Source organism: Vibrio sp. NFR (assembly GCF_027587095.1).
GTDB lineage: Bacteria > Pseudomonadota > Gammaproteobacteria > Enterobacterales > Vibrionaceae > Vibrio > Vibrio harveyi.
The window spans coordinates 94,131-121,027 of record NZ_JAPPTN010000003.1 but is presented as its reverse complement, the minus strand read 5'-3'; the positions used below and the strand labels follow the sequence as shown (position 1 = coordinate 121,027).

Sequence of the window (26,897 nt, the reverse complement as noted above, 5' to 3'; positions counted from 1 at the left end):
GTCACACACTTCGTGGGTTTAGGTAACGTTAAACGCAGCATTGGTACTTGGCTTAAGCATCCTGCACCTGAGGCGCTTTTTGATCGTCAGCTTGTATGGATTGCGTTGGGTTTGATGTTAACGGGGTTGGTGATGGTGACATCAGCATCATTTCCAATCAGCTCTCGTTTGACGGATCAGCCATTTCATTTCATGTTCCGTCATGCAACCTTTCTTGTGCTCGCGATAGGTGTCTCTTCCGTAATTCTGCAAGTGCCATTAGAGCAGTGGTTTAAGAGAAGTCATTATCTTCTTTGGCTCTCTTTTGGGTTACTGATTGTTGTACTGCTTGCGGGTAAGTCGGTGAACGGTGCATCGCGTTGGATACCTCTCGGTCTGTTTAACTTGCAGCCTGCCGAAGTCGCCAAGCTCTCGCTATTTGTCTTCATGTCTGGTTATTTAGTACGTAAGCAAGACGAGGTCCGTCAGACTTTCTTTGGCGGATTTATGAAGCCAATCATGGTATTTGCTTTCTTCGCAGTATTGCTCCTGGGGCAGCCCGATTTAGGTACTGTGGTTGTAATGTTGGTGACCTTGTTTGGCATGTTGTTCATTGCAGGGGCGAAGCTGACACAATTCTTGGCTCTAATGATTGCCGGTATTGCGGCTGTTGTTGGCTTGATTTTGGTCGAGCCATACCGTATTCGTCGTGTCACTTCGTTCTTAGACCCTTGGGAAGACCCATTCGGTAGTGGTTATCAGCTAACGCAATCTTTAATGGCATTTGGTCGCGGTGAGTGGTTTGGTCAAGGTCTTGGTAACTCAATCCAAAAACTTGAATACCTACCTGAAGCGCACACTGACTTCGTGTTTGCGGTACTGGCTGAAGAGCTGGGTTTTGTTGGTGTTGTGTTAGTGCTAATGCTGATTTTCAGCTTGGTGCTTAAAGCGGTTTACATTGGCAAACGAGCGTTCGAAGAAGGCGAAATGTTTGGTGGTTACCTCGCATTTGGTATTGGTATTTGGTTTGCCTTCCAGACGTTGGTTAACGTCGGCGCTGCTGCCGGTATCGTTCCAACCAAAGGTCTTACTCTTCCACTGATCAGTTATGGTGGTTCGAGTCTTATTATTATGTCCGTGGCGGTGTCTATCTTGCTGCGTATCGATCATGAATGCCGCTTAAAGCACGGCAAGAAAGAATCAGAACAACAAGTCGATGAAGAAAAATAAACGTTTGATGGTGATGGCTGGTGGTACTGGCGGTCACGTATTCCCTGGTCTAGCGGTAGCTAAGCAGCTACAAGAGCAAGGCTGGGAAATTCGCTGGTTGGGTACCGCGGATAGAATGGAAGCTGATTTGGTGCCAAAACACGGTATCGAAATCGACTTTATCAAAGTAAAAGGTCTACGAGGTCAAGGCGTTAAGCGTCTTCTTGCGGCACCATTTCAGATTATTAATGCCATCATGCAAGCTCGCACTCATATGAAGCGCTGGCAACCCGATGCTGTGCTAGGCATGGGCGGCTATGTCAGTGGTCCCGGTGGTATTGCGGCTTGGGTGAGCGGAATCCCTGTTGTATTGCACGAGCAAAATGCAGTAGCAGGTTTAACGAACCAATGGTTATCAAAAATCGCTAAGAAGGTTTTTCAAGCTTTCCCGGGCGCTTTTCCAAATGCCGAAGTGGTTGGTAACCCAGTTCGTGAAGACGTGACTCAATTAACCGCGCCAACCGAACGCATGCAAGAACGCCAAGGCCCTATTCGCATTCTGGTTATGGGTGGCAGCCAAGGCGCACGCATTCTTAACCAAACTCTGCCAGAAGTGATGGCGAAATTGGGTCAAGATTACATTATTCGCCATCAAGCGGGCAAAGGCGCAGCGGAAGAAGTCAACGCAGCATACCAAGCCAATGGCGTGGTGAATGCAGAGGTAACAGAGTTTATCGATGATGTGGCGCAAGCTTATGCGTGGGCAGACTTACTGGTTTGTCGCTCAGGCGCGCTAACGGTATCTGAAGTGTCTGCTGCTGGTGTGGGTGCTATCTTCGTTCCGTTTATGCATAAAGACCGTCAGCAAGCATTAAATGCAGACCACTTAGTCGATTGCGGTGCAGCGAAAATGATGGAACAACCAGATTTAACCGTTGAGTCACTGACTCAGCAGATCCAACAATTGGATCGACAAGCTTTACTTACAATGGCAGAGCAAGCGCGTGGCGCTGCAAAATTGAATGCGGACCGAGTTGTCGCACAAGCCATTGTCGCTTTGACCGAAAAGCGTTAACGAATTATTGAGAATAGAATTGATGACTATCCAACATACACAAGACTTAGCTCAGATTCGCGCAATGGTGCCAGAGATGCGCCGCGTGAAATCCATCCACTTCATCGGTATTGGTGGTGCGGGCATGAGCGGCATTGCAGAAGTGCTGTTGAACGAAGGCTACCAAATCACAGGCTCTGATTTATCAGAGAACCCAGTGACAGAGCGTTTAGTATCAAAAGGTGCGACGGTATTTATCGGTCACCAAGCAAGTAATGTTGAAAAAGCCAGTGTTGTTGTGGTTTCAACCGCGATCAACGAAGAAAACCCAGAAGTGATGGCAGCACGTGAGTTGCGTATCCCTATCGTGCGTCGAGCAGAGATGCTTGCTGAATTAATGCGCTTCCGTCACGGGATTGCTGTTGCGGGTACACACGGTAAAACGACGACGACTGCTCTAGTTACGCAAATCTATTCTGAAGCAGGTCTTGACCCAACGTTTGTTAACGGTGGTTTAGTTAAGAGTGCAGGTACAAATGCACGCTTAGGTTCGAGCCGAATTCTGATTGCAGAAGCAGATGAAAGTGATGCTTCATTTTTGCACCTACAACCTATGGTAAGCATCGTGACGAACATCGAAGCTGACCACATGGATACTTATGGTGGCGATTTCGAAACGTTGAAGCAGACATTCATCGATTTTCTTCACAACTTGCCGTTTTATGGTCAAGCTATTGTCTGTATTGACGATCCAGTCATTCGTGAGCTTATTCCACGTATTAGTCGCCAAGTGATTACTTATGGCTTCTCTGAAGACGCTGATGTGCGCATAGAGAATTACCATCAGGAAGGTCAACAGGGCAAGTTCACGGTGGTTCGTGAAGGTCGCGCAAACCTGGATATCACGCTGAACATCCCTGGTCGTCATAACGCATTGAACGCATCTGCAGCGATTGCGGTTGCTACAGAAGACGACATCAGTGATGAAGCGATCTTAAAAGCAATGGCGGGTACACAAGGTACAGGTCGTCGATTTGATCATTTAGGCGAGTTCGATACTGGTAATGGTCATGCAATGCTTGTCGATGACTATGGTCATCACCCAACAGAAGTGGACGTGACGATTAACGCAGCACGCAGTGGCTGGCAGGATAAACGTCTCGTCATGATTTTCCAGCCTCATCGTTATAGCCGTACCCGTGACTTATACGATGACTTTGCGAATGTGCTGGAGCAAGTGGATGTTCTGATCATGTTGGATGTATACGCTGCGGGCGAAAAACCGATTGCCGGCGCGGATGGACGTGCTTTATGCCGCACTATTCGTAGTCGCGGAAAGGTCGATCCAATTTTTGTCCCAGAAATCGAGCAATTACCTTCAGTTTTGGCTAACGTTATACAAGATGGCGACCTGATTTTGACTCAAGGCGCAGGTGATGTTGGTAAAGTTGCCAAGCAGCTTGCTGCTCTTGAATTGAATATAAATAAGATGCTTGGCTAACAATAGGGACGGGCGCAAAGTGCAGAGAAAGACCTAGATCTCGATTTTGCGTCAAGAACGTTGTGATTTATCACTATCAGTGTTTGATAGTTTACAAGAGCTCAGTATAATCCCAAGGTTAAAGTCAATGCTTTTGCCAATGTGTACTAACACGGTGAAAAGTACAGGACAAAAGTCAGGAAACGAAGACGTTGTTGAATATTGCACTGAATGAAGAGCGACTTAACACGGACAATAACCGTGGTCGTCAAGATAAAATCTTGGGTGCGCTATTTTTCTTTGTTGTGGTGACCTTAATTAGTTCTGTTTTGTACTCAGCGATCAGTTGGATGTGGGATGACCAAAGGTTACCTCTCTCCAAAATTGTACTTCAGGGAAAACTGGAGTATGTCACAGCAGACGATGTGCAAGCAGCGTTTGGACAAATTGATCATATTGGCACCTTTATGTCTCAAGACATTGATGTGTTGCAGCAAAGTGTCGAAGCCCTTCCATGGGTCGCGCATGCTGCGATTCGTAAGCAATGGCCAGACACGGTAAAAGTATTTTTGACAGAACATCAACCCGTTGCCATCTGGAATGGCAATGAGCTGTTAGATGCTAATGGCTTAGTATTTAATGGTGATGTTGGCCTGCTAAAGGAAGAAAAAGTTAAGTTATATGGTCCCAATGAGACTGGACCGGAAGTTTTGCAAACCTATCGCAATCTCCGTCCTAAGTTCCAAACGTTGGGGCTGGCTATTTCGTCATTAGTGTTAAACGAACGACGAGCTTGGCAGATCATCCTTGATAACGGTATTCGACTAGAGCTCGGTAAAGAGTCTCTGGATGAGCGGATAGAGCGCTTCTTTTTGCTTTATAACAAGCTCGGCAGTGACACTCAAAGAATCAGTTATATCGATCTTAGGTACGATACGGGAGCCGCAGTTGGTTGGTTCCCTGAACATGAGTTAGAACAAGAGAGTACGAATGACTAAGGCCGCTGATGACAACATTATTGTTGGTCTTGATATAGGCACTGCAACCGTATCAGCTCTAGTGGGTGAGATTCTACCGGATGGCCAAATAAATATTATTGGTGCGGGTAGCAGCCCTTCACGTGGCATGGATAAAGGCGGCGTGAATGATTTGGAGTCGGTTGTAAAATCAGTACAACGCGCAATTGATCAAGCTGAGTTGATGGCGGAATGCCAAATCAGCCGAGTATTTATTTCGTTGTCTGGTAAGCATATCGCAAGCCGAATTGAAAAAGGCATGGGCACCATATCTGATGAGGAAGTGTCTCAGGAAGATATGGATCGCGCTATCCATACTGCAAAATCGATTAAAATCGGTGATGAACAGCGAATCCTTCATGTGATTCCACAAGAGTTCACCATCGACTACCAAGAGGGCATTAAAAACCCACTTGGATTATCAGGAGTGAGAATGGAAGTCAGTGTCCATTTGATCTCATGCCATAATGATATGGCACGCAATATTATTAAGGCTGTAGAACGTTGTGGTCTTAAAGTAGAGCAACTTGTGTTTTCTGGGCTTGCTGCAAGTAATGCAGTGATCACCGAGGATGAAAGAGAGCTTGGGGTTTGTGTGGTTGATATCGGTGCCGGCACGATGGACATTTCTATCTGGACCGGTGGTGCGTTACGTCACACTGAAGTATTTTCTTACGCAGGAAATGCAGTAACTAGCGATATTGCTTTTGCTTTTGGTACGCCAGTGAGCGATGCTGAAGAAATAAAAGTCAAATATGGCTGTGCCTTGAGCGAACTAGTCAGTAAGGATGACACGGTTAACGTTCCTAGCGTAGGTGGTCGACCTTCACGTAGTCTGCAACGTCAGACGTTGTCAGAAGTGATTGAACCACGATACTCTGAGCTTATGGGACTGGTTAACCAAACTATCGACTCTGTACAAGCGAAATTGCGCGAAGAGGGCATTAAGCACCATCTCGCTGCGGGTGTAGTTCTTACCGGCGGTGCTGCGCAAATCGAAGGAGTGGTAGAATGTGCGGAACGCGTATTCCGCAACCAAGTAAGGGTTGGCAAACCGCTTGAAGTCAGCGGATTAACTGACTATGTAAAAGAGCCGTACCATTCTACGGCAGTTGGATTACTTCATTACGCAAGAGACATGCAGTCTAGCGACGATAGCGATTATAATGAACCTAAGCGCTCATCTGTTACTGGCTTTTTCGGTAAATTGCGTAATTGGATACAAAAAGAGTTTTAACCTGAGTTGCAGGATAAACGGAGACAACACATGTTTGAACCGATGATGGAAATGTCTGACGATGCAGTAATCAAGGTCGTTGGAGTTGGTGGCGGCGGTGGTAACGCCGTTGAACACATGGTGCGTGAATCCATCGAAGGTGTGGAATTCATCAGCGTCAACACTGATGCGCAAGCACTTCGTAAGACAAGCGTTGGCAATGTCATTCAGATTGGTGGTGATATCACTAAAGGTCTGGGTGCAGGTGCGAATCCACAGGTCGGCCGTGAGGCAGCTCTCGAAGACAGAGATAGAATTAAAGATTCCCTAACTGGTGCCGATATGGTGTTTATCGCAGCAGGTATGGGTGGCGGTACAGGTACTGGTGCAGCACCTGTTATTGCTGAAGTAGCTAAAGAGCTTGGCATTCTTACTGTTGCGGTCGTAACAAAACCGTTCAGCTTTGAAGGCAAAAAGCGTTTGGCATTTGCTGAGCAAGGTATCGATGAGCTGTCTAAGCATGTTGACTCTTTGATCACAATTCCAAACGAAAAGCTACTTAAAGTACTTGGTCGTGGTGTAACGCTATTAGAAGCTTTCGCAAGTGCGAACGACGTTCTTAAGAACGCTGTTCAAGGTATTGCGGAGCTAATTACTCGCCCTGGCATGATCAACGTCGACTTTGCAGACGTACGTACTGTGATGTCTGAAATGGGTCACGCAATGATGGGTAGTGGTATCGCGAAAGGCGAAGATCGTGCAGAAGAGGCAGCGGAAATGGCAATTTCTAGCCCACTTCTAGAAGACATCGATCTAGCTGGTGCTCGTGGTGTTCTTGTTAACATCACTGCAGGTCTGGATATGCGTCTTGATGAGTTTGAGACTGTTGGTAACACAGTGAAAGCATTTGCTTCTGACAATGCAACCGTAGTTATCGGTACTTCTCTAGACCCAGATATGACTGATGAAATCCGCGTAACAGTTGTTGCGACAGGTATCGGCAACGAGAAAAAACCAGACATTACGCTAGTTGCTGGTGGCAAAGCGAAAGTAGCACCAACTGCGACTCCGCAAACTCAACCACAACAGCAAGCTGCGGCACCACAAGCTGAAGAGAAACCGGCACAGACTTTGCAAACTACTCCAGTGCAAGAGAAGCCACAGGTAACTCCTCAGCCGACAAACACAGTTTCTTCTTCTCCAGCTTCTGCGGGTCAGAGTTCTGCCGCTCCTAAGCAAGAGAAGGAAAGTGGTTATTTAGATATCCCGGCATTTTTGCGTCGTCAGGCTGATTAATCTTTAACCCATAAATTTGACATAGCTCAAGATTATGGTAGCATTCACGGTCGACGTTACAGACGACCGTGTTTTGTAGCATATTTTAGAGAGGCAAGCAGATGATCAGACAACGTACTCTGAAAGAAATAGTGAAAACAACTGGTGTGGGTCTCCACTCTGGTCGTAAAGTCACACTTACTCTGCGCCCAGCTGCTGCAAACACAGGTATCATTTACCGTCGTACAGATGTAAACCCACCTGTAGATTTTCCAGCTGACCCAGCGTCTGTTCGAGACACTATGCTATGTACAGCATTGGTGAACGATGAAGGCGTGCGAATTTCAACTGTAGAACACTTGAATGCAGCACTTGCTGGTATGGGTATCGACAATATTATTGTCGAAGTAGACGCTCCTGAAATTCCAATTATGGATGGCAGTGCAAGCCCGTTTGTATACCTGCTACAGCAAGCTGGTGTTGAAACGCAAAATGCACCTAAGCGTTTTATTCGTATTAAGAAACCAGTTCGTTTTGAAGATGGCGATAAGTGGGCAGAGTTTGTTCCATTTAATGGCTTCCGTATGGACTTCGAAATCGACTTTAACCACCCTGCGATTGAATCAGACGAGCAACGTCTTCTGTTTGATTTCTCATCTCAAGGTTTCGTTCGTGAAATTTCTCGCGCACGTACGTTTGGTTTCATGCGTGATATTGAATACTTACAATCTCAGAACTTAGTTCTTGGTGGTAGTTTCGATAATGCAATTGTACTGGATGATTACCGTATTCTTAACGAAGAAGGTCTACGCTTTGATAATGAGTTTGTTACTCACAAAGTACTAGATGCTATTGGTGACCTTTACATGTGTGGTCATGCCATTATCGGTGAGTTCCGTGCTTTCAAATCAGGTCACGGTCTAAACAACCAGCTTCTACGTGCAGTTCTTGCGGATCAAGAAGCATGGGAATGGACAACATTCGAAGAAGAAGTGGGTTCACCAGTTGCTTTTGCAGAACCAAACATGGTTTTAGCGTAATAAACAGCGCAAACAGATTAAAAAAGCCAGGCAATGCCTGGCTTTTTAGTATCTGAATGTTGAGTCTATATTTTCTGACGTACGCTTTGTTTGACATAGGCTTTTGGCAGCATGTGAAGCGTTCTGCAAATGATCGTTCAACGATCTTCTGTGAAGATATTACTTTCAATGAATACAGATGTCCTGTAAATGCCTATTAGAAATGGCAATGGCGAATAGTGAAACATTGCCACTTTTTACCGCTTGGCAAGGCGTTGCCGATCCTTTTCTTACCATTATGATCTTTTAACGTTGAACACCAAACTTAGGATCCTTTTTAAGTGAAGGCGATAAAATTATGATCTTACATAGGTAAAATCTAATTTTGTTGAGATATGGGTATTCAAAAGCAGCTTTCTACTGGGCGATGGTTTACATTATTGCCTTTATCTTCAGCTCATAGCGACGATTTGAACTTAGCCACTAGAGGCTGATTCTTCTAAAGAATGGCTTATAAAATACCGACTTTGCGCTTTGATGAGGGGGTAATAGTGGCTAATACATCATCAGTTTGTCTAAAAACTTACGAGTGCTTCAAACAAATACGTCTATTTATGGTTGTATCGACGAAAAATCCTTACACTAAGCCACATTGATTCAAAATTTAGCCTTGAAATATGGATGTTTGAACTCAATATCTTTGATAAATGATTTATCTCAGTATTCTTAGTTCCAAACTGGCAGAGACTGAAGGCATTACGAGTAGATCGGGAACGGTCTGATTAAAGAGAGATTCACGAAAAATGATAACTAAGCTACTGACAAAAGTAATTGGCAGTCGCAACGACCGAACACTGCGCCGCCTTAGAAAAATTGTAAAAGAGATTAATAACTACGAACCAACGTTCGAAGCACTTTCTGATGAAGAGCTAAAAGCGAAAACTGTTGAGTTCCGTGAGCGCCTAGAGCAAGGTGAGACTCTTGATAAGCTACTTCCAGAAGCTTTTGCTACGGTTCGTGAAGCATCTAAGCGTGTTTACGGTATGCGTCACTTCGACGTTCAGCTTATCGGTGGTATGGTACTGAACGGCGGTCAAATTGCGGAAATGCGCACTGGTGAAGGTAAAACTTTAACTGCAACCCTTCCTGCTTACCTAAACGCACTTCCAGGTAAAGGTGTACACGTAGTCACTGTGAACGACTACCTAGCAACACGTGATGCTGAGACTAACCGTCCACTATTTGAATTCTTAGGTATGACAGTTGGCGTGAACGTGCCAAACATGCCTCCTCAAGCGAAAAAAGAAGCTTACCAAGCTGATATCCTTTACGGTACAAACAACGAGTTTGGCTTTGACTACCTACGTGACAACATGGCTTTCCGCAATGAAGACCGTGTTCAACGTGAACGCTTTTTCGCAGTTGTCGATGAAGTGGACTCAATCCTTATCGATGAAGCTCGTACTCCTCTGATCATCTCTGGTCCAGCAGAAGATAGCTCGGATCTATACACTCGTATTAACCTGCTTATTCCAAATCTTCAAAAGCAAGATAAAGAAGACTCTGAAGAATACCGCGGCGACGGTCACTACACGGTTGATGAGAAATCTAAACAAGTTCACTTAACGGAAACGGGTCAAGAATTCGTTGAAGAACTAATGGTGAAAAATGGTCTGATGGAAGAGGGCGATACACTTTACTCTCCAACTAACATCAGCCTACTACACCACGTTAATGCAGCGCTTCGTGCACACGTATTGTTTGAACGCAATGTAGATTACATCGTCAATGATGACGGCGAAGTTGTGATCGTCGATGAACATACCGGTCGTACAATGCCGGGTCGTCGTTGGTCTGAAGGTCTTCATCAAGCGGTTGAAGCGAAAGAAGGCGTTAAGATTCAAAACGAAAACCAAACGCTGGCATCGATCACCTTCCAGAACTACTTCCGCCTATACGAAAAACTGTCAGGTATGACAGGTACAGCGGATACAGAAGCATTCGAATTCCAATCGATTTACGGTCTAGAGACAGTGGTTATCCCAACCAACAAACCTATGATCCGTAACGATATGCCAGACGTAGTTTACCGTACTGAAGCTGAGAAATTCGCTGCAATTATCGAAGACATCAAAGAGCGCGTAGAGAAAGGTCAACCATCTCTAGTAGGTACGGTTTCTATCGAGAAATCAGAGCTACTCTCTAACGCACTTAAGAAAGCTAAGATTAAACACAATGTACTGAACGCTAAGTTCCACGAACGCGAAGCAGAGATCGTTGCAGAAGCAGGTACACCTGGTGCGGTAACGATCGCGACTAACATGGCTGGTCGTGGTACGGATATCGTGTTGGGTGGTAGCTGGCAAGCGAAAGTCGAAGCGCTTCAAGATCCAACCAAAGAACAGATCGATGCTATCAAAGCTGAGTGGAAACAAGTTCACGATCAAGTACTAGAATCAGGTGGTCTGCACATCATTGGTACTGAGCGTCACGAATCTCGTCGTATCGATAACCAGTTACGTGGTCGTTCAGGTCGTCAAGGTGACGCAGGTTCATCTCGTTTCTACCTATCGATGGAAGATTCACTACTACGTATCTTCACTTCAGATCGTATGGCTAGCCTTATCCAAAGCGGTATGGAAGAAGGTGAGGCGATTGAATCTAAGATGTTGTCTCGTTCAATCGAAAAAGCACAACGTAAAGTGGAAGGTCGTAACTTCGACATCCGTAAACAGCTTCTTGAATACGATGATGTAGCAAACGATCAGCGTAAAGTAGTTTACGAATTACGTGATGAGCTAATGAGCGTTGACGACATTAGCGATATGATCGAACAAAACCGTGAAGATGTTGTTACTGCGATCATCGATGAATACATTCCACCACAATCTCTAGAAGATATGTGGGATGTAGAAGGTCTTCAAGAGCGCTTGAAAGCGGACTTCGATCTAGATGCGCCTATTAAGCAATGGCTTGAAGAAGACGACAAGCTATACGAAGAAGCGTTGCGTGAGAAGATCATCAACCTAGCAGTTGAAGTCTACAAAGCGAAAGAAGAAGTAGTCGGTGCGCAAGTACTTCGCAACTTCGAGAAGTCAGTTATGCTTCAAACGCTAGATACGCTTTGGAAAGAGCATCTAGCGGCAATGGATCACCTACGTCAAGGTATTCACCTACGTGGTTATGCGCAGAAGAACCCGAAACAAGAGTACAAGCGTGAGTCGTTTGAACTGTTTGAAGGTCTACTAGAAGCGCTTAAGACGGATGTGATTACCGTGCTATCTCGCGTACGTGTTCAACAACAAGAAGAAGTTGAGCGTATGGAAGAGCAACGTCGCGCACAAGCTGAAGAAGCAGCTCGTCGTGCCCAAGCTCAACACGCAGCAGCACAAAACCCACTAACTGAAGGCGAAGAGTCTGAAGAAACGTCTAACCAACCAATGGTTCGTGAAGAGCGTAAAGTGGGTCGTAATGAGCCTTGTCCATGTGGCAGTGGTAAAAAGTACAAACAGTGCCACGGGAAAATTGACTAATACAGTCCCATATTGATAAAGAGTCGCTTAGGCGGCTCTTTTTGTATCGATGGATCTAGGAACGAATCTAATGAAAAGAATTCATATTGTTGCGGCAATCATCTTTAACCAAGATAAATCGCAAATCTTCATCACTAAACGTCCAGATGACAAACACAAAGGAGGATTCTGGGAGTTCCCTGGTGGCAAAGTAGAGCAAGGTGAAAGTGTTGAGCAAGCGATGATTCGTGAGCTGGAAGAAGAGATTGGTATCACAGTGACAGAGCAATCCCTATTTGAACACTTGGAATATGACTATCCAGAAAAGTCTTTGAAGTTTGATTTCATGACAGTATCTCAGTTCGATAACCAACCTTATGGTCGCGAAGGTCAAGAAGGACGTTGGGTTGATGTTGCTGCATTACTTGATTACACCTTCCCAGAGGCAAACGTACCGATTCTAGAGCGAGTGATTAAAGAGTTTTCTTAACTCGCTGCGAACTATCTTGTGGTTAACACGGGATATTGTTAGTTTAAAAAGATTCGGCGAAACGAAAGAGGACGAGGCAAGCCTCGTTTATCCAGAGAAGGAGAGAAAGCGCAATGGTTCGTATTGCAATTGCAGGAGCTGCTGGCCGCATGGGTCGCAACCTAGTTAAAGCATCGCATTTAAACTCAGAGGCATCCGTGACTGCGGGATCTGAACGTCCAGAGTCTTCGCTAGTTGGCGTAGATGTTGGTGAGTTGTGCGGTGAAGGTAAGTTTGATGTCTTTCTGACGGATGATTTAGCAAAAGAGGTCGACAACTTCGATGTTGTTATCGACTTTACGGCTCCAGTGAGCACGCTAGCGAATCTAGAGCTTTGCAAACAACATGGCAAGAGTATCGTCATTGGCACGACTGGCTTTAGCGAAGAAGAGCGTGAATTGATCGATGCTGCTGCGAAGCAAGTGCCAGTTGTGATGGCTCCTAACTATTCAGTCGGTGTGAATCTTGTCTTTAAGCTTCTCGAGAAAGCGGCCAAAGTGATGGGGGATTACTGTGATATTGAGATTGTTGAAGCGCATCACCGCCACAAAGTTGATGCTCCGTCTGGTACCGCGATTGGTATGGGGGAAGCGATCGCAGGAGCGATGGGCAATAAGCTAAGCGATGTTGCCGTTTACGCTCGTGAAGGTATTACGGGTGAGCGAACAAAAGATGAAATTGGTTTTGCTACGATCCGTGCTGGGGATATTGTAGGTGAACATACTGCAATGTTTGCTGACATTGGTGAACGCGTTGAGATTACTCATAAAGCGACCGACCGAATGACCTTTGCTAATGGGGCGGTAAAAGCCGCAGTTTGGTTGCATGCTAAGCCAGCAGGTTTTTATACCATGACAGATGTTCTCGGGCTTAATGAACTGTAAATACATAATTATTCGCCGGCGTAAGCCGGCTTTTTTGTTTTTGGAGAAAATTATGTAAACAAAATGGTTCCATAAGGTCGCAAGATTTCTCATAGTTTTATTATTATTTTGTGTGCTTGGTGTGTAAAAATTGCTGTAAGCTCTAAAAGTTGTAGTTGAATTTGCAGGATGAACGTTTGCGCAAAAATCTCACAAAATTTTGTGATCTTCAATAAGTTCAAATTTGTAAAATTCACAAAAAAGTCATGGTAAGTGATCTGTAGATAGCTAAAACTTACTTTTTTAGGGCTTTTTCTGTTGAAACGTCATTACTCGCTAGAAAGTGCCAATTTATTTTTCAATGTGTGTTGACAGTTTCAAAGTCCGTCTTTAGAATACCGCCAATTTGTCAAAAATACCTGTTTATGTAAATTATCAAGGTAAAGGAAGGCAAATTTGCAGCTTAATTTATTTTTTATGCATTTTTATTCTGGAGGTTGTCTTGGGTAAATTAGCACTGTTAGTCCTAGAAGATGGGACAGTGTTCCGCGGTGTTTCCATTGGAGCAGATGGTATTTCCGTTGGTGAAGTTGTTTTTAATACCTCGATGACGGGGTACCAAGAAATTCTCACTGATCCTTCCTATTCTCAACAAATCGTTACTCTTACTTATCCTCACATTGGCAATACCGGAACCAATTCCGAAGACGAAGAATCTTCTTCAATCCACGCACAAGGCCTTGTGATTCGCGATCTCCCTCTTATCGCTTCTAATTTCCGTAATGAACAATCCCTTTCTGATTACCTTAAGTCGCAAAACATCGTCGGCATTGCAGACATCGACACGCGTAAGCTAACTCGTATCCTGCGTGAAAAAGGTGCTCAAAACGGTTGTATCGTAGCTGGCTCTTCTATAAACGGAGAGAATCTAGACGAAGCTTTGGCACTAGCGAAAGCAAAAGAATTCCCTGGTTTGAAAGGAATGGATCTTGCGAAAGAGGTTACAACAAAAGAAGCGTATCAATGGAAACAAGGTTCGTGGACGCTTGAGGGTGGACTTCCAGAAGCGAAAGACGACAGCGAATTGCCATATCACGTTGTTGCCTACGACTTCGGCGCAAAACGTAACATCCTGCGCATGTTGGTTGACCGAGGCTGCCGCCTAACGGTTGTTCCTGCTGAAACTTCAGCAGAAGAAGTTCTGGCTCTAAACCCAGATGGCGTTTTTCTATCAAACGGCCCTGGTGACCCAGAACCATGTACTTACGCGATTGAAGCGACAAAAGTATTCCTAGAAAAAGGCCTGCCAATCTTTGGTATCTGTCTAGGCCACCAAATCCTTGCGCTAGCGTCGGGTGCACAAACAGTGAAAATGAAGTTTGGTCACCACGGCGCAAACCACCCAGTAAAAGATTTGGAGCGTAATGTTGTGATGATTACGTCGCAGAACCACGGTTTTGCCGCAGACGAAGCAACACTACCTGAAAATCTACGTGCTACTCACGTATCGCTATTTGATGGCTCTCTACAAGGTATTCACCGTACAGACAAGCCAGCATTTAGCTTCCAAGGTCACCCTGAAGCGAGCCCAGGTCCACACGACGCGGCACCGCTATTTGACCACTTTATCGAACTAATCAAAAAACACAGCGCTTAATTCGGAGTAGTAGATAATGCCAAAACGTACTGACATTCAAAGTATTCTTATTCTTGGTGCTGGTCCGATTGTTATCGGTCAGGCATGTGAGTTTGACTACTCTGGCGCACAAGCGTGTAAAGCACTGCGTGAAGAGGGTTACCGAGTTATCCTAGTGAACTCTAACCCTGCAACCATCATGACTGACCCAGACATGGCGGATGCAACTTACATTGAACCAATCCAATGGGAAGTGGTTCGCAATATCATCGCGAAAGAAAAGCCAGATGCAGTACTACCAACAATGGGTGGTCAAACTGCATTGAACTGTGCTCTAGACCTAGAGAAATACGGCGTTCTAGAAGAGTTCGGCGTTGAGATGATTGGCGCAACGGCTGATGCAATCGACAAAGCGGAAGACCGCTCTCGTTTCGATAAAGCGATGAAGTCTATCGGCCTTGAGTGTCCACGTGCGGATACTGCTAAAACGATGGAAGAAGCTTACGCTGTGCTCGATATGGTTGGCTTCCCTTGTATCATCCGTCCATCATTTACTATGGGTGGTACTGGTGGCGGTATCGCATACAACAAAGAAGAGTTCGAAGAAATCTGTCGTCGCGGTCTAGACCTGTCGCCAACTAACGAACTTCTAATCGATGAGTCTCTTATTGGTTGGAAAGAGTACGAGATGGAAGTGGTTCGCGACAAAGCGGACAACTGTATCATCGTATGTGCGATTGAAAACTTCGATCCAATGGGTATCCACACGGGTGACTCAATCACGGTTGCACCAGCGCAAACACTAACAGACAAAGAATACCAGCTAATGCGTAACGCATCTCTAGCGGTACTGCGTGAGATCGGTGTTGAAACTGGTGGTTCTAACGTACAGTTTGGTATCAACCCGAAAGATGGCCGCATGGTTATCATCGAGATGAACCCACGTGTATCTCGCTCTTCTGCTCTAGCTTCAAAAGCAACAGGTTTCCCAATCGCTAAGATTGCAGCGAAACTGGCTGTTGGCTTTACACTAGACGAGCTAATGAACGACATTACTGGTGGCGCTACACCAGCATCATTCGAACCAACCATCGACTACGTAGTAACTAAGATTCCTCGCTTTAACTTCGAGAAATTTGCAGGTGCTAATGACCGTCTAACGACGCAAATGAAGTCAGTTGGTGAGGTAATGGCAATTGGTCGTAACCAACAAGAGTCACTACAAAAAGCACTTCGCGGTTTAGAAGTTGGCGCGACTGGTTTTGACGAGATGGTTGACCTAGATGCACCAGACGCTCTGACGAAAATTCGTCATGAGCTGAAAGAAGCAGGCGCAGAGCGTATTTGGTACATCGCGGATGCATTCCGTGCGGGTATGTCAGTCGATGGCGTATTCAACCTAACGCAAATTGACCGCTGGTTCCTAGTTCAAATCGAAGACATCGTGAAGCTTGAGCAAGAGCTAAAAGCAAAAGGTTTCGCTGGTCTAAACAAAGAAGAACTTAACAAGCTGAAGCGTAAAGGTTTTGCTGATGCGCGCCTATCTAAGATTCTAGGTGTTGCGGAAAGCGAAATCCGTCGTCTACGTGACCAGTACGATATTCACCCAGTGTACAAGCGTGTTGATACGTGTGCGGCTGAGTTCTCATCTGATACAGCTTACATGTACTCATCTTACGATGACGAGTGTGAAGCTAACCCAACAGACAAAGACAAGATCATGATTCTAGGCGGTGGTCCAAACCGTATCGGTCAAGGTATTGAATTTGACTACTGTTGTGTACACGCATCGCTAGCACTACGTGAAGATGGCTACGAAACTATCATGGTTAACTGTAACCCTGAGACTGTTTCAACAGACTACGATACATCTGACCGTTTGTACTTCGAACCAGTAACACTGGAAGACGTCTTAGCAATCGCACGTGTTGAGAAACCAAAAGGTGTTATCGTTCAGTACGGTGGTCAAACACCACTTAAACTGGCTCGTGCACTTGAAGCTGCTGGCGTGCCAATCATCGGTACTAGCCCTGATGCAATCGACCGTGCAGAAGACCGTGAGCGTTTCCAAGTTGCTGTCGACCGTCTAGGTCTTCTACAGCCAGAGAACGCGACAGTAACGACGATGGAGCAAGCAGTAGAGAAATCTCGTGAAATCGGTTACCCACTGGTTGTACGTCCTTCTTACGTACTTGGTGGTCGTGCGATGGAAATCGTATACGACGAGCAAGACTTACGTCGCTACTTCAACGAAGCAGTAAGCGTATCAAACGAATCTCCAGTACTACTAGATAGCTTCCTAGACGACGCAGTTGAAGTCGATATCGATGCTATCTGTGACGGTGAGCGTGTGGTTATCGGCGGTATCATGGAGCACATCGAGCAAGCGGGTGTTCACTCAGGTGACTCAGCATGTTCTCTTCCTGCATACACGCTAAGCCAAGAAATCCAAGACGTAATGCGTGAGCAAGTTGAAAAGCTAGCGTTTGAATTGGGTGTTCGTGGTCTGATGAACACGCAGTTCGCGGTTAAGAACAACCAAGTATACCTAATCGAGGTTAACCCTCGTGCAGCGCGTACGGTACCGTTCGTATCTAAAGCAACTGGTGCGCCAATCGCTAAGATTGCTGCGCGTGTAATGGCGGGTCAATCGCTAGAGTCTCAAGGCTTTACGAAAGAAATCATCCCACCGTACTACTCTGTAAAAGAAGTTGTACTGCCATTCAATAAGTTCCCAGGTGTTGACCCGCTGTTGGGTCCTGAAATGCGCTCTACTGGTGAAGTTATGGGTGTTGGTGCGACGTTTGCAGAAGCTTACGCGAAAGCAGAATTGGGTTGTGGTAACATTTACCCAGAAGGTGGTCGTGCACTTCTTTCTGTTCGTGCAGGTGACAAAGAGCGCGTTGTGGACCTAGCGTCTAAGTTGACAAAACTTGGTTACCAGTTGGATGCAACACACGGTACAGCTGTCATTCTTGGTGAAGCGGGCATTAACCCACGTCTAGTAAACAAAGTACACGAAGGTCGCCCTCACATTCTTGACCGTATTAAGAACAACGAGTACACCTACATCGTAAACACGGCTGCTGGTCGTCAAGCGATTGAAGACTCTAAAGTTCTGCGTCGCGGTGCACTAGCTGAGAAAGTGAACTACACGACAACGCTAAACGCTGCATTCGCGACTTGTATGGCACACACGGCAGATGCGAAGAGCACAGTAACTTCGGTTCAAGAGCTACACGCAAAAGTGAAAGCTAGCCTAGAAGCGTAATAGATAAAAATCAGTAAGCCCGAAAAATAGGGCTTATATGACAACCTCATTGCCCGCTCATTTGAGCGGGCTTTTTTGTCTTTAAGGTTGCTTAAAATGGAGAGAATTGAAGTGCGCTAAGAAAGCCTGATAGAGCGGACTTTTGTACAGCATCAAACTAATGGCTGAAAGTAACGTCCCTAAAGATGAAGAAATAGCACTGCCATTTGCAATAACAAAATTAGAGCTACAAGTAACCAGAATAAATGCAATAGTGATCAAATTTACCTTAGCTGCAATACTCAAGCCTTTGCTAATCGTTAGAATGTTTGGAACACATATTACTATTGCAGTTATTGTGCCGAAGAGAATTAAGTAAATATCAACCCCAATTCTTCGCTTGATAGAAAACCATTCATTCCAGATGTTTAGGCTTATTGCTAGACCTACAGTCAAGCATAGATATAAAGCAATAGGGAGAAACCATTTAGTCATGCGACCCTCTTTAATTCTTAAGTTGAAACTTGATATGTATCCGATTTCGAGAGTAATTTATAAGGAGTCGCGCTCCATACATTAAACTCTATTTTTTATTTTGTATGATCTTTTCTCCAATAAAAAATTGTAAGTTGATTCGTCTTTGCTAAATATATAGTTATTAGACTTAGCAAATACATCAGCTAAGATAATTGCAGGGTATAATGATAAAAAAGTAGTTATGGAGAGTGCTAAAAAAATCTCACTTGATTTTTTGAATTGGCCCTTAGTCAAAAAGTTGTTTGATATAATTGAGATAACTAGTATTCTCAAGCATTCAAAAAGAATGAAACTCGCTCCAAACATATATACATATACTTGATCAAAGGTTGCTATTTCACTTTTGGTGACTATATTGTCATAGAAGTCGACGATACCTTTAAATGAGTATATAAATAGAGAGATTGATGATGTGAGTAAGAGTATCAAGTAGAATAATGCTTGCGTTCTATCGTAGTTACCATGCTTCATCATAATACCCATTTACTCATGTGTTAATATTCCATTTCTAGTATCACAACCTATTCTTATCGAATGTAGAGGATGATTAATCCAAATAATATTGGTTTTCTAATTCTTATCACTTTATATAAACGTAGTTCTTATCATACAGCCAGGATTGACTTAATTTATCTGAGTATTTATATCCATTTTCCAGTGCTACTTTTTCTAAATAGTAGCTAACAGGGTATGGTGATATTATAGATGTGAAGAATATTATAAAAAATATTTTTAATGTCACTTTATTTGTTTCTTTGGAGAATTTTTTATCTCTAATTAATGCAACTAAAGAGTAGCAGGAGAAAAGTATAAATAATATTGACCCAGAAGTTAAGGCTATGGATGAACGTGAAAAATTCACACTTCTCTCTTCAATCTCTATGTTTCTGATGAAATTAAATATTTCATTAAATGACATGTGTATCATTGAAACTCCTAACGTGGAGAAAATTATAGCGGATAGAAATATATATGTTTTGTTTTCTAACCTTTTTTTGTTGTTATTCATTTTAAAGATATCTCCTCATCCAGTTTTGATTTTTATAAATTATTTAATTTAAATTTCCAATGTCCTCATTAAGGCTTGAACTTTATCATATTTTGAATGGCTTCTTAACTTAGAGATTAAACTTCATATAAGAATATATTTTTCTAGATAATTTCTCTTGAGAGGTTACTATGATACATAGCGTTTTATTTTTATGGATTAATAATTATTTTGCATCAATTAATTGATGGGGATAAGGCATATTTGTTATTTAATGGGCGGAGTTAAAAGTCTTTGTGTAATAATCTATTTTGTTATTTATTGTTTTTTAAGTTAAATGATGAAAACCTGGAATAGGTTGGTGTCTTGAGTTTCCTTTTGTTCGTCTGTCAGACAGTGCTATCGTTGTTCCATCTTGGTTACAAATATTTACAAGGACGCACAAGTGGAAGTTACGTTCGAAATCTTAATTGCATTGTTTTTTGTCGCATCTGCTGCGGGATTTATTGATGCGATGGCTGGTGGCGGTGGTCTCTTGACGCTCCCTGCTTTGTTGGCCGCAGGGTTAAGTCCTACTCAGGCATTGGCGACCAACAAACTCCAAAGCTCGTTTGGAAGCTTTTCTGCCAGTTGGTACTTTGTGCGTAATGGTATTGTTAGCCTGAAAGAGATGCGCTTAGCGATTCTATGTACCTTTATTGGTTCTGCCATTGGTGCAGAGGCTGTGCAGTTTATCGATGCCGGTGTGCTCACTAGTCTTATCCCAGTCTTGCTGATCGCGATTTCTCTCTACTTTTTGCTTTCTTCAACCTCGAAAGCGGCTGAAGGTGACCCCAAGCTTTCTGAAGCGATGTTTGCTTTGTGTGTTGGTGGGGGCGTAGGCTTCTACGATGGTTTCTTTGGACCAGGCACTGGCTCTATCTTTGCTCTTTGTTTTGTCGCACTAGGTCACTTTTCACTGGTTGATGCGACTGCCCGCACTAAGATTCTTAACTTCACCTCAAACATTGCGGCGCTACTGTTCTTTATTCTTGCTGGTTTACCTGTGTGGGAAATCGGCCTTACCATGGCCGTAGGTGGCTTTATTGGTGCTCAGCTTGGTGCCAAAGTTGTCGTCACCAAAGGTCAAAAATGGATTCGACCTTTAGTCATTACCATGTCTATGTTGATGGCGACAAAACTTCTTTGGCAACAACATCACCAATGGTTTCTATCACTGTTTTAACTCTTGGTGACTGGTACACGTTCTGCCTAACGCAGATATGAATTGGTCGAATCAAAGAGGTCAGTGGCTCAAACATAAAGCAGTTATCGCCAGGAATCTTCAACGCTCTGACGATTGATAGCGGGATTAATGCAGGAGCTGCTCCTCCCAGTGCGAGTTGGGCTGCCGCTGTGTAGGCATCCATTTCCATCAATGGCTTAATACCGATTTTCTCTAATGCTGGCAGTTGGTAGCTATTGGATGGATTGGTTAAATCATTTGTGATTACTTTTTTCGGGAGCGTATACAGTGGTTGATCACTAACGAGGAAAAAAGGCTCATCACATAAGTGGAAAGCCATCAAACCATGATGCGGTGGCAATAGTCCTGCACAAAGCCCAACGGTCGCTTTACCGGATTGAACTCGCTCAACGATTCTAGGGCTGTGGTTAGTGGTTATGGTTAAGTACTGGTCTTGTTTGAGGTAATCACCAATCGTTTTCCCGAGATAACCTGCAATGAGAGACTTTGAGCTATCGAGGGTGATTAAAGACGTATCTTCTAGTTCTTGCTGTTCATAGATAAGACCACGTAACTCATTAAAAGAGGGACCAATATTTTCGATCAAAGCCATGCCATCTGGTGTGAGTTTTATGGTTCTACCCGATGGTTCGACAAGTTTCTTTCCCAGTTTTTTCTCTAGATTCGCGATGCGTTTACTTACCGCAGATTGGCTGATATACAGCAAACTCCCTGTGCGGCTCATGGTTTTCGCTTTGCTTAAAACTAATAGTGTTTCGATGCCTTCCAGTAACATGTCTATCCATGAATGTTGGGAATAATAGCCTTAATATAACTAAGCTCAGAATCAGAAGCGACTGACGTTTACCAAAAAAAAGCCGTCGGTTATGACGGCTCTTTTCAATCAATAGGTGAACATTATCGATTTATGGCGAAGGTTGGCAGTGATAAGTGCCAGCGAATCGCCCCAAGGCGAATAATCAATGTTGAAACGACGCCTGCAAGTAGGGCGAAAGAGTGGTCATGACCCATGCTCAATGCGGTCGTGTGAAAAATACCACCGATGATACATGCTGTCGCATAGACTTCGCTTCTCAAAACCATCGGCACTTCACGTGCTAGCACATCGCGAATGATGCCGCCGCCACAGCCAGTAATGACGCCCATGATAACTGCCACCATGCCGGATGCATTGTAAGCTAGGGCTTTTTCAACACCGATACCAACAAATACTGCCAAACCAATTGCGTCACATACAGGAAGGACCCACCAAGGTAGACGTTTAGGGCGACGAACTAAAATCATGGTTAATAAACAGGTAATGAAAATTACCCATAGATAGGTCGTGTCAGTAATCCAGAATACTGGGGTAGCGCCAAGCGCCATATCACGAATAGTGCCACCGCCAATAGCAGTCACACTACCGAGCACGATCACACCGAAAGGATCCATCTTTAATCGGCCTGCGAGCAAAACTCCAGAAACCGCAAAGACAGCAGTACCGAATAAATCGATCATATAAAGCAGCATGGAGTCCATGTTACTTGGTACCTTATAAACAAATTGTGGGGGAACAGAAATGGGACGGAAATTGTACGGGATTTCCAACGAAAACGTTAGCGTTTTTGCCGAACGCTTTCAAAGTGTTCACACACCTCTGTGATCGCGTTTAAGGTTCTTGGGGTCGGGCGGTTGATCCAATCGGAATTAAGTGACCAAACATGACCATTTTTTAATGCAGGGATGTCGCTCTTCCATTCTGCCCACATTCCATCATTACTCATGGCATGGCGAGAGGTAAACAGTACTTCAGGCTGGCGAGTAATCACTTGCTCGATGCTGACTTGTGGGTAAGGGGCACTGCCTTTGGCAAAGATATTTTCACCACCACAGAAGGTGAAGACTTCACTTGGCCAGTTCTTGCCCGCAACGGTGATGATCGGTTTTTCACTCAACTGATAGAAGTACCTAACTTTATCTTCGGTATTGTACTTTTCTTTTAACGCTTCTAACTGTGCACGAAAATCTTCAGCGGCTTTTCGTCCTACTTCCGGCTTCTCACTGTATCGGCTGAGTTGTTCAATATTCTTGGCAATATCCTCCAACGTTCCTGTTGTTGAGTAGTAAATCGGAATGCCAAACTGCTTGAGTTTATCAAGTTCTTTGGCTGGATTACCTGCAGGCCAAGCGATAACTAAATCGGGTTGAAGGGCGATGATGCGTTCGAGTTTAATGCCTTGATAGTTTGATACTTTTTCTAGGTCTTTGGCTTGCTCGGGGTAGTCACTCATCTCACTGACCGCAATCAGCTTGTCTCCAAGACCAGCTGCATAGGCGATTTCTGTTGCATGTGGCGCTAAGCTGATGACTCGTTGAACAGGTTCATTGGCAAAAGAAACAACAGAGAAGATAAGAGGAAGGGCAACGCAAAGTTTTTTCATCATAGTCCTTGATAAATGAATCCGAGAATTAGGCTTTGGATAACTATCCAAGCAAAGATACGCCAAACTATCAGTGTTTGGATTTGCGCTAGATGAATGGCTGATGGTGCAATACGCCCCCCAAGTTTTGCACGTTCGGCTCGCAGTCCTTGATACAAAGCTGGACCACCAAGTGACAATTGAAGCTTGTTACCAATCGAGCACAACAACCATGCCGGTCCAGGAAGCGGCCAAGATTTCGCTTGTTGAAGCATAGCAGTTGAAACGCTTGATACGTTTTTACCCGCACCAATAAACATCGCGAATAAGCGTAATGGAATGATTTCTAGGACCGCCGTTAATTGAATAACTGGTTTGCCAAATGGTGAATATTGACGTCGACTAGGAGACCATGCTCGAGCTAACTCAGCAGTAAGACGATACATCAACGCGCCAATTCCACCAGTTACTCCATACCAAAACAGCACACACACTACGTTACGTCCGTAACCCATGATGATGGTTTCTGCTCCAGCTTTACCAATGCCTAGTAGCGATAAGCTCTCTGTATCGCGGTTCAGGTAAGGCTTGAGTAGTGCTCGGCATTGTACTTTATTCTCATTCGACATTGCGGTGACGAGTTGTTTAGCAAGTGATTCATTGTTTCGCCAGTCAAGAGCAATCAGCAGTAATGCCAGTTCAAATAGCGGTGCTTGCCAAACTAAAGGCTTCATCGCGAGCAGTAATATCAAGCAAGGCACAAGCATAAGAAGAAGAGCGAGTCCGCCAGAGATGATACTTTGCGAGTAGTTGTGGTTGTTATTGACCTTGTTAGCCAGTTGCTCGGCGAATTTATGCCAAAGCGTCACTGGATGCGCAGCGTGCGGTATGGGGAGCAGGAGATGGAATAATAATGCGCCCCACATGACGAGGAGCGCACCATTGGCATAAAACTGCTGAAAGGTTTCTTCCATGAAATTCGACAGACTTACTTAGTCAGTTCCAACATTTTGAATACCATTTCTGAAGAGCTTTTCGCCGCTAGCGGTAAGAACTCTTCGAAGCTCATTGGTGATTCTTTGTCTGCTACGTCAGAGATAGCGCGCACAACAACAAACGGCGTGTTGAATTGGTGACAAGTTTGAGCGATAGCAGATGCTTCCATTTCTACAGCGATAACTGAAGGGAAGTGTTTACGGATAAACTCTTGGCGTTCTGCCGTGCAAACAAACGCATCACCAGTACAGATCAGGCCGCGAACTGCGTGAGTGTTTTCCATTTGAGCCAGTGCTTTTTCAGCAAGGTCCATTAGCTTCTCATCTGCTTTGAATGCCGCTGGTTGACCTGCCATTTGACCCATTTCGTAGCCAAACGCGGTTACGTCTGCATCGTGGTGACGAACTTCTGTTGAGATAACAACGTCGCCTAGGTTTAGGCTTGAGTCGAAACCGCCCGCAGAGCCAGTGTTGATAACCACATCTGGTTGGTATTCGTCTAGCAGAATGGTTGTACCAACTGCTGCTGCTACTTTACCGATGCCAGATTGAAGCAGTACCACATCAACGTCGTTAATCTGACCAGAGAAAAACGTGCAACCTGCTTTGTTCACTGTTTGGCAGTTTGTCATTGCTTCTTTCAGGATGGTGACTTCTTGTTCCATCGCACCGATGATACCAACTTTCATAACACTCTCTTTCGATAAAAATTTAAGTTGGCGAGAGTATACCACTCTGCACCAATATGTGGTCGTTATTTGATTAACTCAGCATTCATCAGCAGTGAACGTAATTGTTCAGCACGCTTACGGTTCACGCCAAAGTCTGAATAGCCAACACGAGATTCTGAGCGAACAATCAGCTGATCGCCTTCTACCTTAAGTTCTAAATCGTCCACAAAGCGCATGATTTTAGATGTGCACTCTACGCGTATGTAGTTGCCTTCTTTCACCGCTGTTTTCGCACCTGGCAGTTCAAGTGCAATTTGCTCAATAGCATCGATGTTCGCTGAATCAGTCAGGGTGAATGGCGTTAGGTTGTATTCTGCACGCGTATCTTGAGTGGAGACGCAGTTTGGTTTGTCACCACAAGGTGATTGAGAACGATCCGTCATGGTTGTGACTCCTTGGCTACAAGCGGTTAAGCCGAGCAAAGTGATGGAAAGGAGAGCGGCTTTTTTCATTGTATTTACTCTTATAATTTTGCTTCTAATTATATGGATACAAAAGAAAAAGGATCCAATAATAGGATCCTTTTTGTGATGTTAGCTGTGATTAAACTTCGAGGTAATCGAGAATGCCTTCTGCTGCTTTTCGTCCTTCATCAATTGCAGTGACGACTAGATCAGAGCCTCGCACCGCATCGCCACCCGCGAAGATCTTTTCATTGCTGGTCTGGAATTGGAACTCTTGTTTCGCAGGGGCTTTGATACGACCCCATTGATCTAAATCGACATCAAACGGAGCTAACCAGTCCATTTTGTGTGGCTGGAAACCAAACGCCATGATCACGACGTCTGCCGGTAGAACGTGTTCGCTGCCTTCGACGGGCTCTGGACGGCGACGACCCGCTTCATCAGGCTCACCAAGAGCGGTTTTCACCACTTTGACCCCCGAGACCTTACCTGACGCATCGACTTCAATTCCTAAAGGCTGAAGGTTGAACATAAACTTCACGCCTTCTTCTTTGGCGTTTTTCACCTCGCGGCGAGAGCCGGGCATATTAGCTTCATCACGACGGTAAGCACATACCACGTTTGACGCGCCTTGGCGAATAGAGGTACGAACACAGTCCATCGCGGTATCACCACCGCCGAGTACAACTACGCGCTGCTTTGCCATGTCGATAAAAGGTTTGTCGTGCTCCAAGCCCATGACCTTGTAAGTATTTGAAATCAAGAATGGCAGAGCATCGTAAACACCCGGTGCACCTTCATTTTCTAGTCCCGCACGCATGTACTTGTAAGTACCAACCCCCAAAAAGACGGCATCGTACTCATCAAGCAGTTCTTGCATCTGCACATCTTTACCTACTTCGACATTCATCTGGAACTCTACGCCCATCTCGGTGAAGACGCGGCGGCGGTTTTCCATCACGCCTTTTTCAAGTTTGAACGAAGGGATACCGAAGGTCAGTAGGCCTCCAATTTCAGGGTAGCGGTCAAATACGACAGGTTTCACGCCATTGCGCACTAAGATATCAGCAGCAGCCAAGCCTGCTGGACCTGCACCAATGATGGCAACCTTTTTATCGGTCCACTCCACCTTAGACATGTCAGGCTTCCAGCCCATTTCGAAGGCTTTGTCGGTAATGTATTTTTCAACGTTACCTATAGTGACGGCGCCAAAGTCTTCATTGAGAGTACAAGAGCCCTCACATAGACGATCTTGCGGACACACTCGACCACAAACTTCAGGCAAGCTGTTAGTTTGGTGCGATAGCTCTACGGCTTCGAGGATACGACCTTCATTGGCAAGCTTTAGCCATTGTGGGATGTAGTTGTGTACTGGGCACTTCCATTCACAATATGGGTTACCACAATCCAAGCAGCGATCCGCCTGCGCAGTCGCTTGTTGCTTGGTAAATGGTTCATAGATTTCAACGAATTCGATCTTACGAACTTTGATAGGCTTCTTCGCAGGATCTACGCGTTGAACATCGATAAATTGATAAACGTTCTGACTCATGATTCAA

The 26,897-nt window shown here is 44.7% G+C and carries 22 protein-coding genes; 13 read left to right on the top strand and 9 right to left on the bottom strand.

Translation table 11 applies throughout. The annotated features are described in order from the left end of the window. The first annotated feature begins 12 nt into the window (after positions 1 to 12). The 12 genes from ftsW (at position 13) to carB (ending at position 18,059) form a co-directional block, all read left to right on the top strand. On the top strand, positions 13 to 1,209 hold the full coding sequence (gene ftsW / locus OH463_RS07000) for a cell division protein FtsW (protein WP_017190080.1): 1,197 nt from the start codon (positions 13 to 15) through the stop codon (positions 1,207 to 1,209). Continuing rightward, the gene (murG, locus tag OH463_RS06995; RefSeq protein ID WP_269990931.1) at positions 1,196 to 2,263 is read left to right on the top strand and encodes an undecaprenyldiphospho-muramoylpentapeptide beta-N-acetylglucosaminyltransferase; all 1,068 of its coding nucleotides are present in this window, start codon (positions 1,196 to 1,198) and stop codon (positions 2,261 to 2,263) included. Before ftsW ends, murG begins: the two co-directional genes overlap by 14 nt. A gap of 22 nt (positions 2,264 to 2,285) precedes the next feature. Beyond that, the gene (gene murC, locus OH463_RS06990) at positions 2,286 to 3,743 is read left to right on the top strand and encodes a UDP-N-acetylmuramate--L-alanine ligase (protein ID WP_005447797.1); all 1,458 of its coding nucleotides are present in this window, start codon (positions 2,286 to 2,288) and stop codon (positions 3,741 to 3,743) included. 191 nt (positions 3,744 to 3,934) lie between these two features. Further along, the gene (locus OH463_RS06985; RefSeq protein WP_005447798.1) at positions 3,935 to 4,720 is read left to right on the top strand and encodes a cell division protein FtsQ/DivIB; all 786 of its coding nucleotides are present in this window, start codon (positions 3,935 to 3,937) and stop codon (positions 4,718 to 4,720) included. After that, positions 4,713 to 5,975, top strand: a complete 1,263-nt coding sequence (gene ftsA, locus OH463_RS06980; RefSeq protein ID WP_005447800.1) for a cell division protein FtsA — start codon at positions 4,713 to 4,715, stop codon at positions 5,973 to 5,975. The genes OH463_RS06985 and ftsA overlap by 8 nt, the downstream gene beginning before the upstream one ends. A gap of 30 nt (positions 5,976 to 6,005) precedes the next feature. Next, entirely contained in the window at positions 6,006 to 7,250 is a 1,245-nt protein-coding gene (gene ftsZ, locus OH463_RS06975; protein ID WP_269990930.1) for a cell division protein FtsZ, read from the top strand. A gap of 101 nt (positions 7,251 to 7,351) precedes the next feature. Then, positions 7,352 to 8,269, top strand: coding sequence for a UDP-3-O-acyl-N-acetylglucosamine deacetylase (gene lpxC / locus OH463_RS06970; RefSeq protein ID WP_005447804.1), 918 nt, complete (start codon positions 7,352 to 7,354; stop codon positions 8,267 to 8,269). A gap of 782 nt (positions 8,270 to 9,051) precedes the next feature. Further along, positions 9,052 to 11,781 (top strand): preprotein translocase subunit SecA, encoded by a 2,730-nt coding sequence (gene secA / locus OH463_RS06965; protein WP_009697611.1) that lies wholly within the window; start codon positions 9,052 to 9,054, stop codon positions 11,779 to 11,781. A 70-nt stretch (positions 11,782 to 11,851) separates the two neighbouring features. Beyond that, positions 11,852 to 12,250: an 8-oxo-dGTP diphosphatase MutT gene (mutT, locus tag OH463_RS06960; protein ID WP_009697612.1), complete on the top strand. Its 399-nt coding sequence runs from the start codon at positions 11,852 to 11,854 to the stop codon at positions 12,248 to 12,250. A gap of 113 nt (positions 12,251 to 12,363) precedes the next feature. Beyond that, positions 12,364 to 13,173 carry a 4-hydroxy-tetrahydrodipicolinate reductase gene (dapB, locus tag OH463_RS06955; RefSeq protein WP_009702641.1) on the top strand — a complete coding sequence of 270 codons (810 nt, stop codon included), beginning with the start codon at positions 12,364 to 12,366 and terminating at the stop codon, positions 13,171 to 13,173. A 481-nt stretch (positions 13,174 to 13,654) separates the two neighbouring features. Further along, a complete protein-coding gene (gene carA, locus OH463_RS06950) occupies positions 13,655 to 14,809 on the top strand; it encodes a glutamine-hydrolyzing carbamoyl-phosphate synthase small subunit (RefSeq protein ID WP_005447811.1) in 1,155 nt (384 codons plus the stop codon). A 16-nt stretch (positions 14,810 to 14,825) separates the two neighbouring features. Then, on the top strand, positions 14,826 to 18,059 hold the full coding sequence (gene carB / locus OH463_RS06945) for a carbamoyl-phosphate synthase large subunit (protein ID WP_005447814.1): 3,234 nt from the start codon (positions 14,826 to 14,828) through the stop codon (positions 18,057 to 18,059). 81 nt (positions 18,060 to 18,140) lie between these two features. Here carB and OH463_RS06940 read toward each other — a convergent pair whose 3' ends face one another. After that, positions 18,141 to 18,533 carry a hypothetical protein gene (locus OH463_RS06940; RefSeq protein ID WP_171904759.1) on the bottom strand — a complete coding sequence of 131 codons (393 nt, stop codon included), beginning with the start codon at positions 18,531 to 18,533 and terminating at the stop codon, positions 18,141 to 18,143. A gap of 622 nt (positions 18,534 to 19,155) precedes the next feature. Next, positions 19,156 to 19,584, bottom strand: a complete 429-nt coding sequence (locus tag OH463_RS06935) for a hypothetical protein (protein ID WP_269990929.1) — start codon at positions 19,582 to 19,584, stop codon at positions 19,156 to 19,158. Between the two features lie 424 nt (positions 19,585 to 20,008). On the opposite strand from OH463_RS06935, the gene OH463_RS06930 reads away from it, so the two are divergent. Then, on the top strand, positions 20,009 to 20,788 hold the full coding sequence (locus tag OH463_RS06930; protein WP_017190087.1) for a TSUP family transporter: 780 nt from the start codon (positions 20,009 to 20,011) through the stop codon (positions 20,786 to 20,788). On the opposite strand, the gene OH463_RS06925 is transcribed toward OH463_RS06930, so the two are convergent. From OH463_RS06925 to OH463_RS06895, 7 genes are all read right to left on the bottom strand, one after another. After that, positions 20,724 to 21,584 carry a LysR family transcriptional regulator gene (locus OH463_RS06925; RefSeq protein WP_017190088.1) on the bottom strand — a complete coding sequence of 287 codons (861 nt, stop codon included), beginning with the start codon at positions 21,582 to 21,584 and terminating at the stop codon, positions 20,724 to 20,726. The genes OH463_RS06930 and OH463_RS06925 overlap by 65 nt on opposite strands. Before the next feature lie 122 nt (positions 21,585 to 21,706). Next, on the bottom strand, positions 21,707 to 22,327 hold the full coding sequence (locus OH463_RS06920; RefSeq protein ID WP_017190089.1) for a TRIC cation channel family protein: 621 nt from the start codon (positions 22,325 to 22,327) through the stop codon (positions 21,707 to 21,709). Positions 22,328 to 22,404: 77 nt separating this feature from the next. Further along, complete coding sequence (btuF, locus tag OH463_RS06915; protein ID WP_269990993.1) at positions 22,405 to 23,229, bottom strand: vitamin B12 ABC transporter substrate-binding protein BtuF; 825 nt, start codon at positions 23,227 to 23,229, stop codon at positions 22,405 to 22,407. After that, a complete protein-coding gene (locus tag OH463_RS06910; RefSeq protein WP_009697615.1) occupies positions 23,229 to 24,182 on the bottom strand; it encodes a cobalamin biosynthesis family protein in 954 nt (317 codons plus the stop codon). The genes btuF and OH463_RS06910 overlap by 1 nt, the downstream gene beginning before the upstream one ends. A 14-nt stretch (positions 24,183 to 24,196) precedes the next feature. Beyond that, a complete protein-coding gene (mtnN, locus tag OH463_RS06905; RefSeq protein WP_005447825.1) occupies positions 24,197 to 24,892 on the bottom strand; it encodes a 5'-methylthioadenosine/S-adenosylhomocysteine nucleosidase in 696 nt (231 codons plus the stop codon). A gap of 65 nt (positions 24,893 to 24,957) precedes the next feature. Next, positions 24,958 to 25,386, bottom strand: coding sequence for a DUF1499 domain-containing protein (locus OH463_RS06900; protein ID WP_005447833.1), 429 nt, complete (start codon positions 25,384 to 25,386; stop codon positions 24,958 to 24,960). Between the two features lie 91 nt (positions 25,387 to 25,477). Beyond that, entirely contained in the window at positions 25,478 to 26,890 is a 1,413-nt protein-coding gene (locus OH463_RS06895) for an FAD-dependent oxidoreductase (RefSeq protein ID WP_005447834.1), read from the bottom strand. Positions 26,891 to 26,897 lie beyond the last annotated feature (7 nt).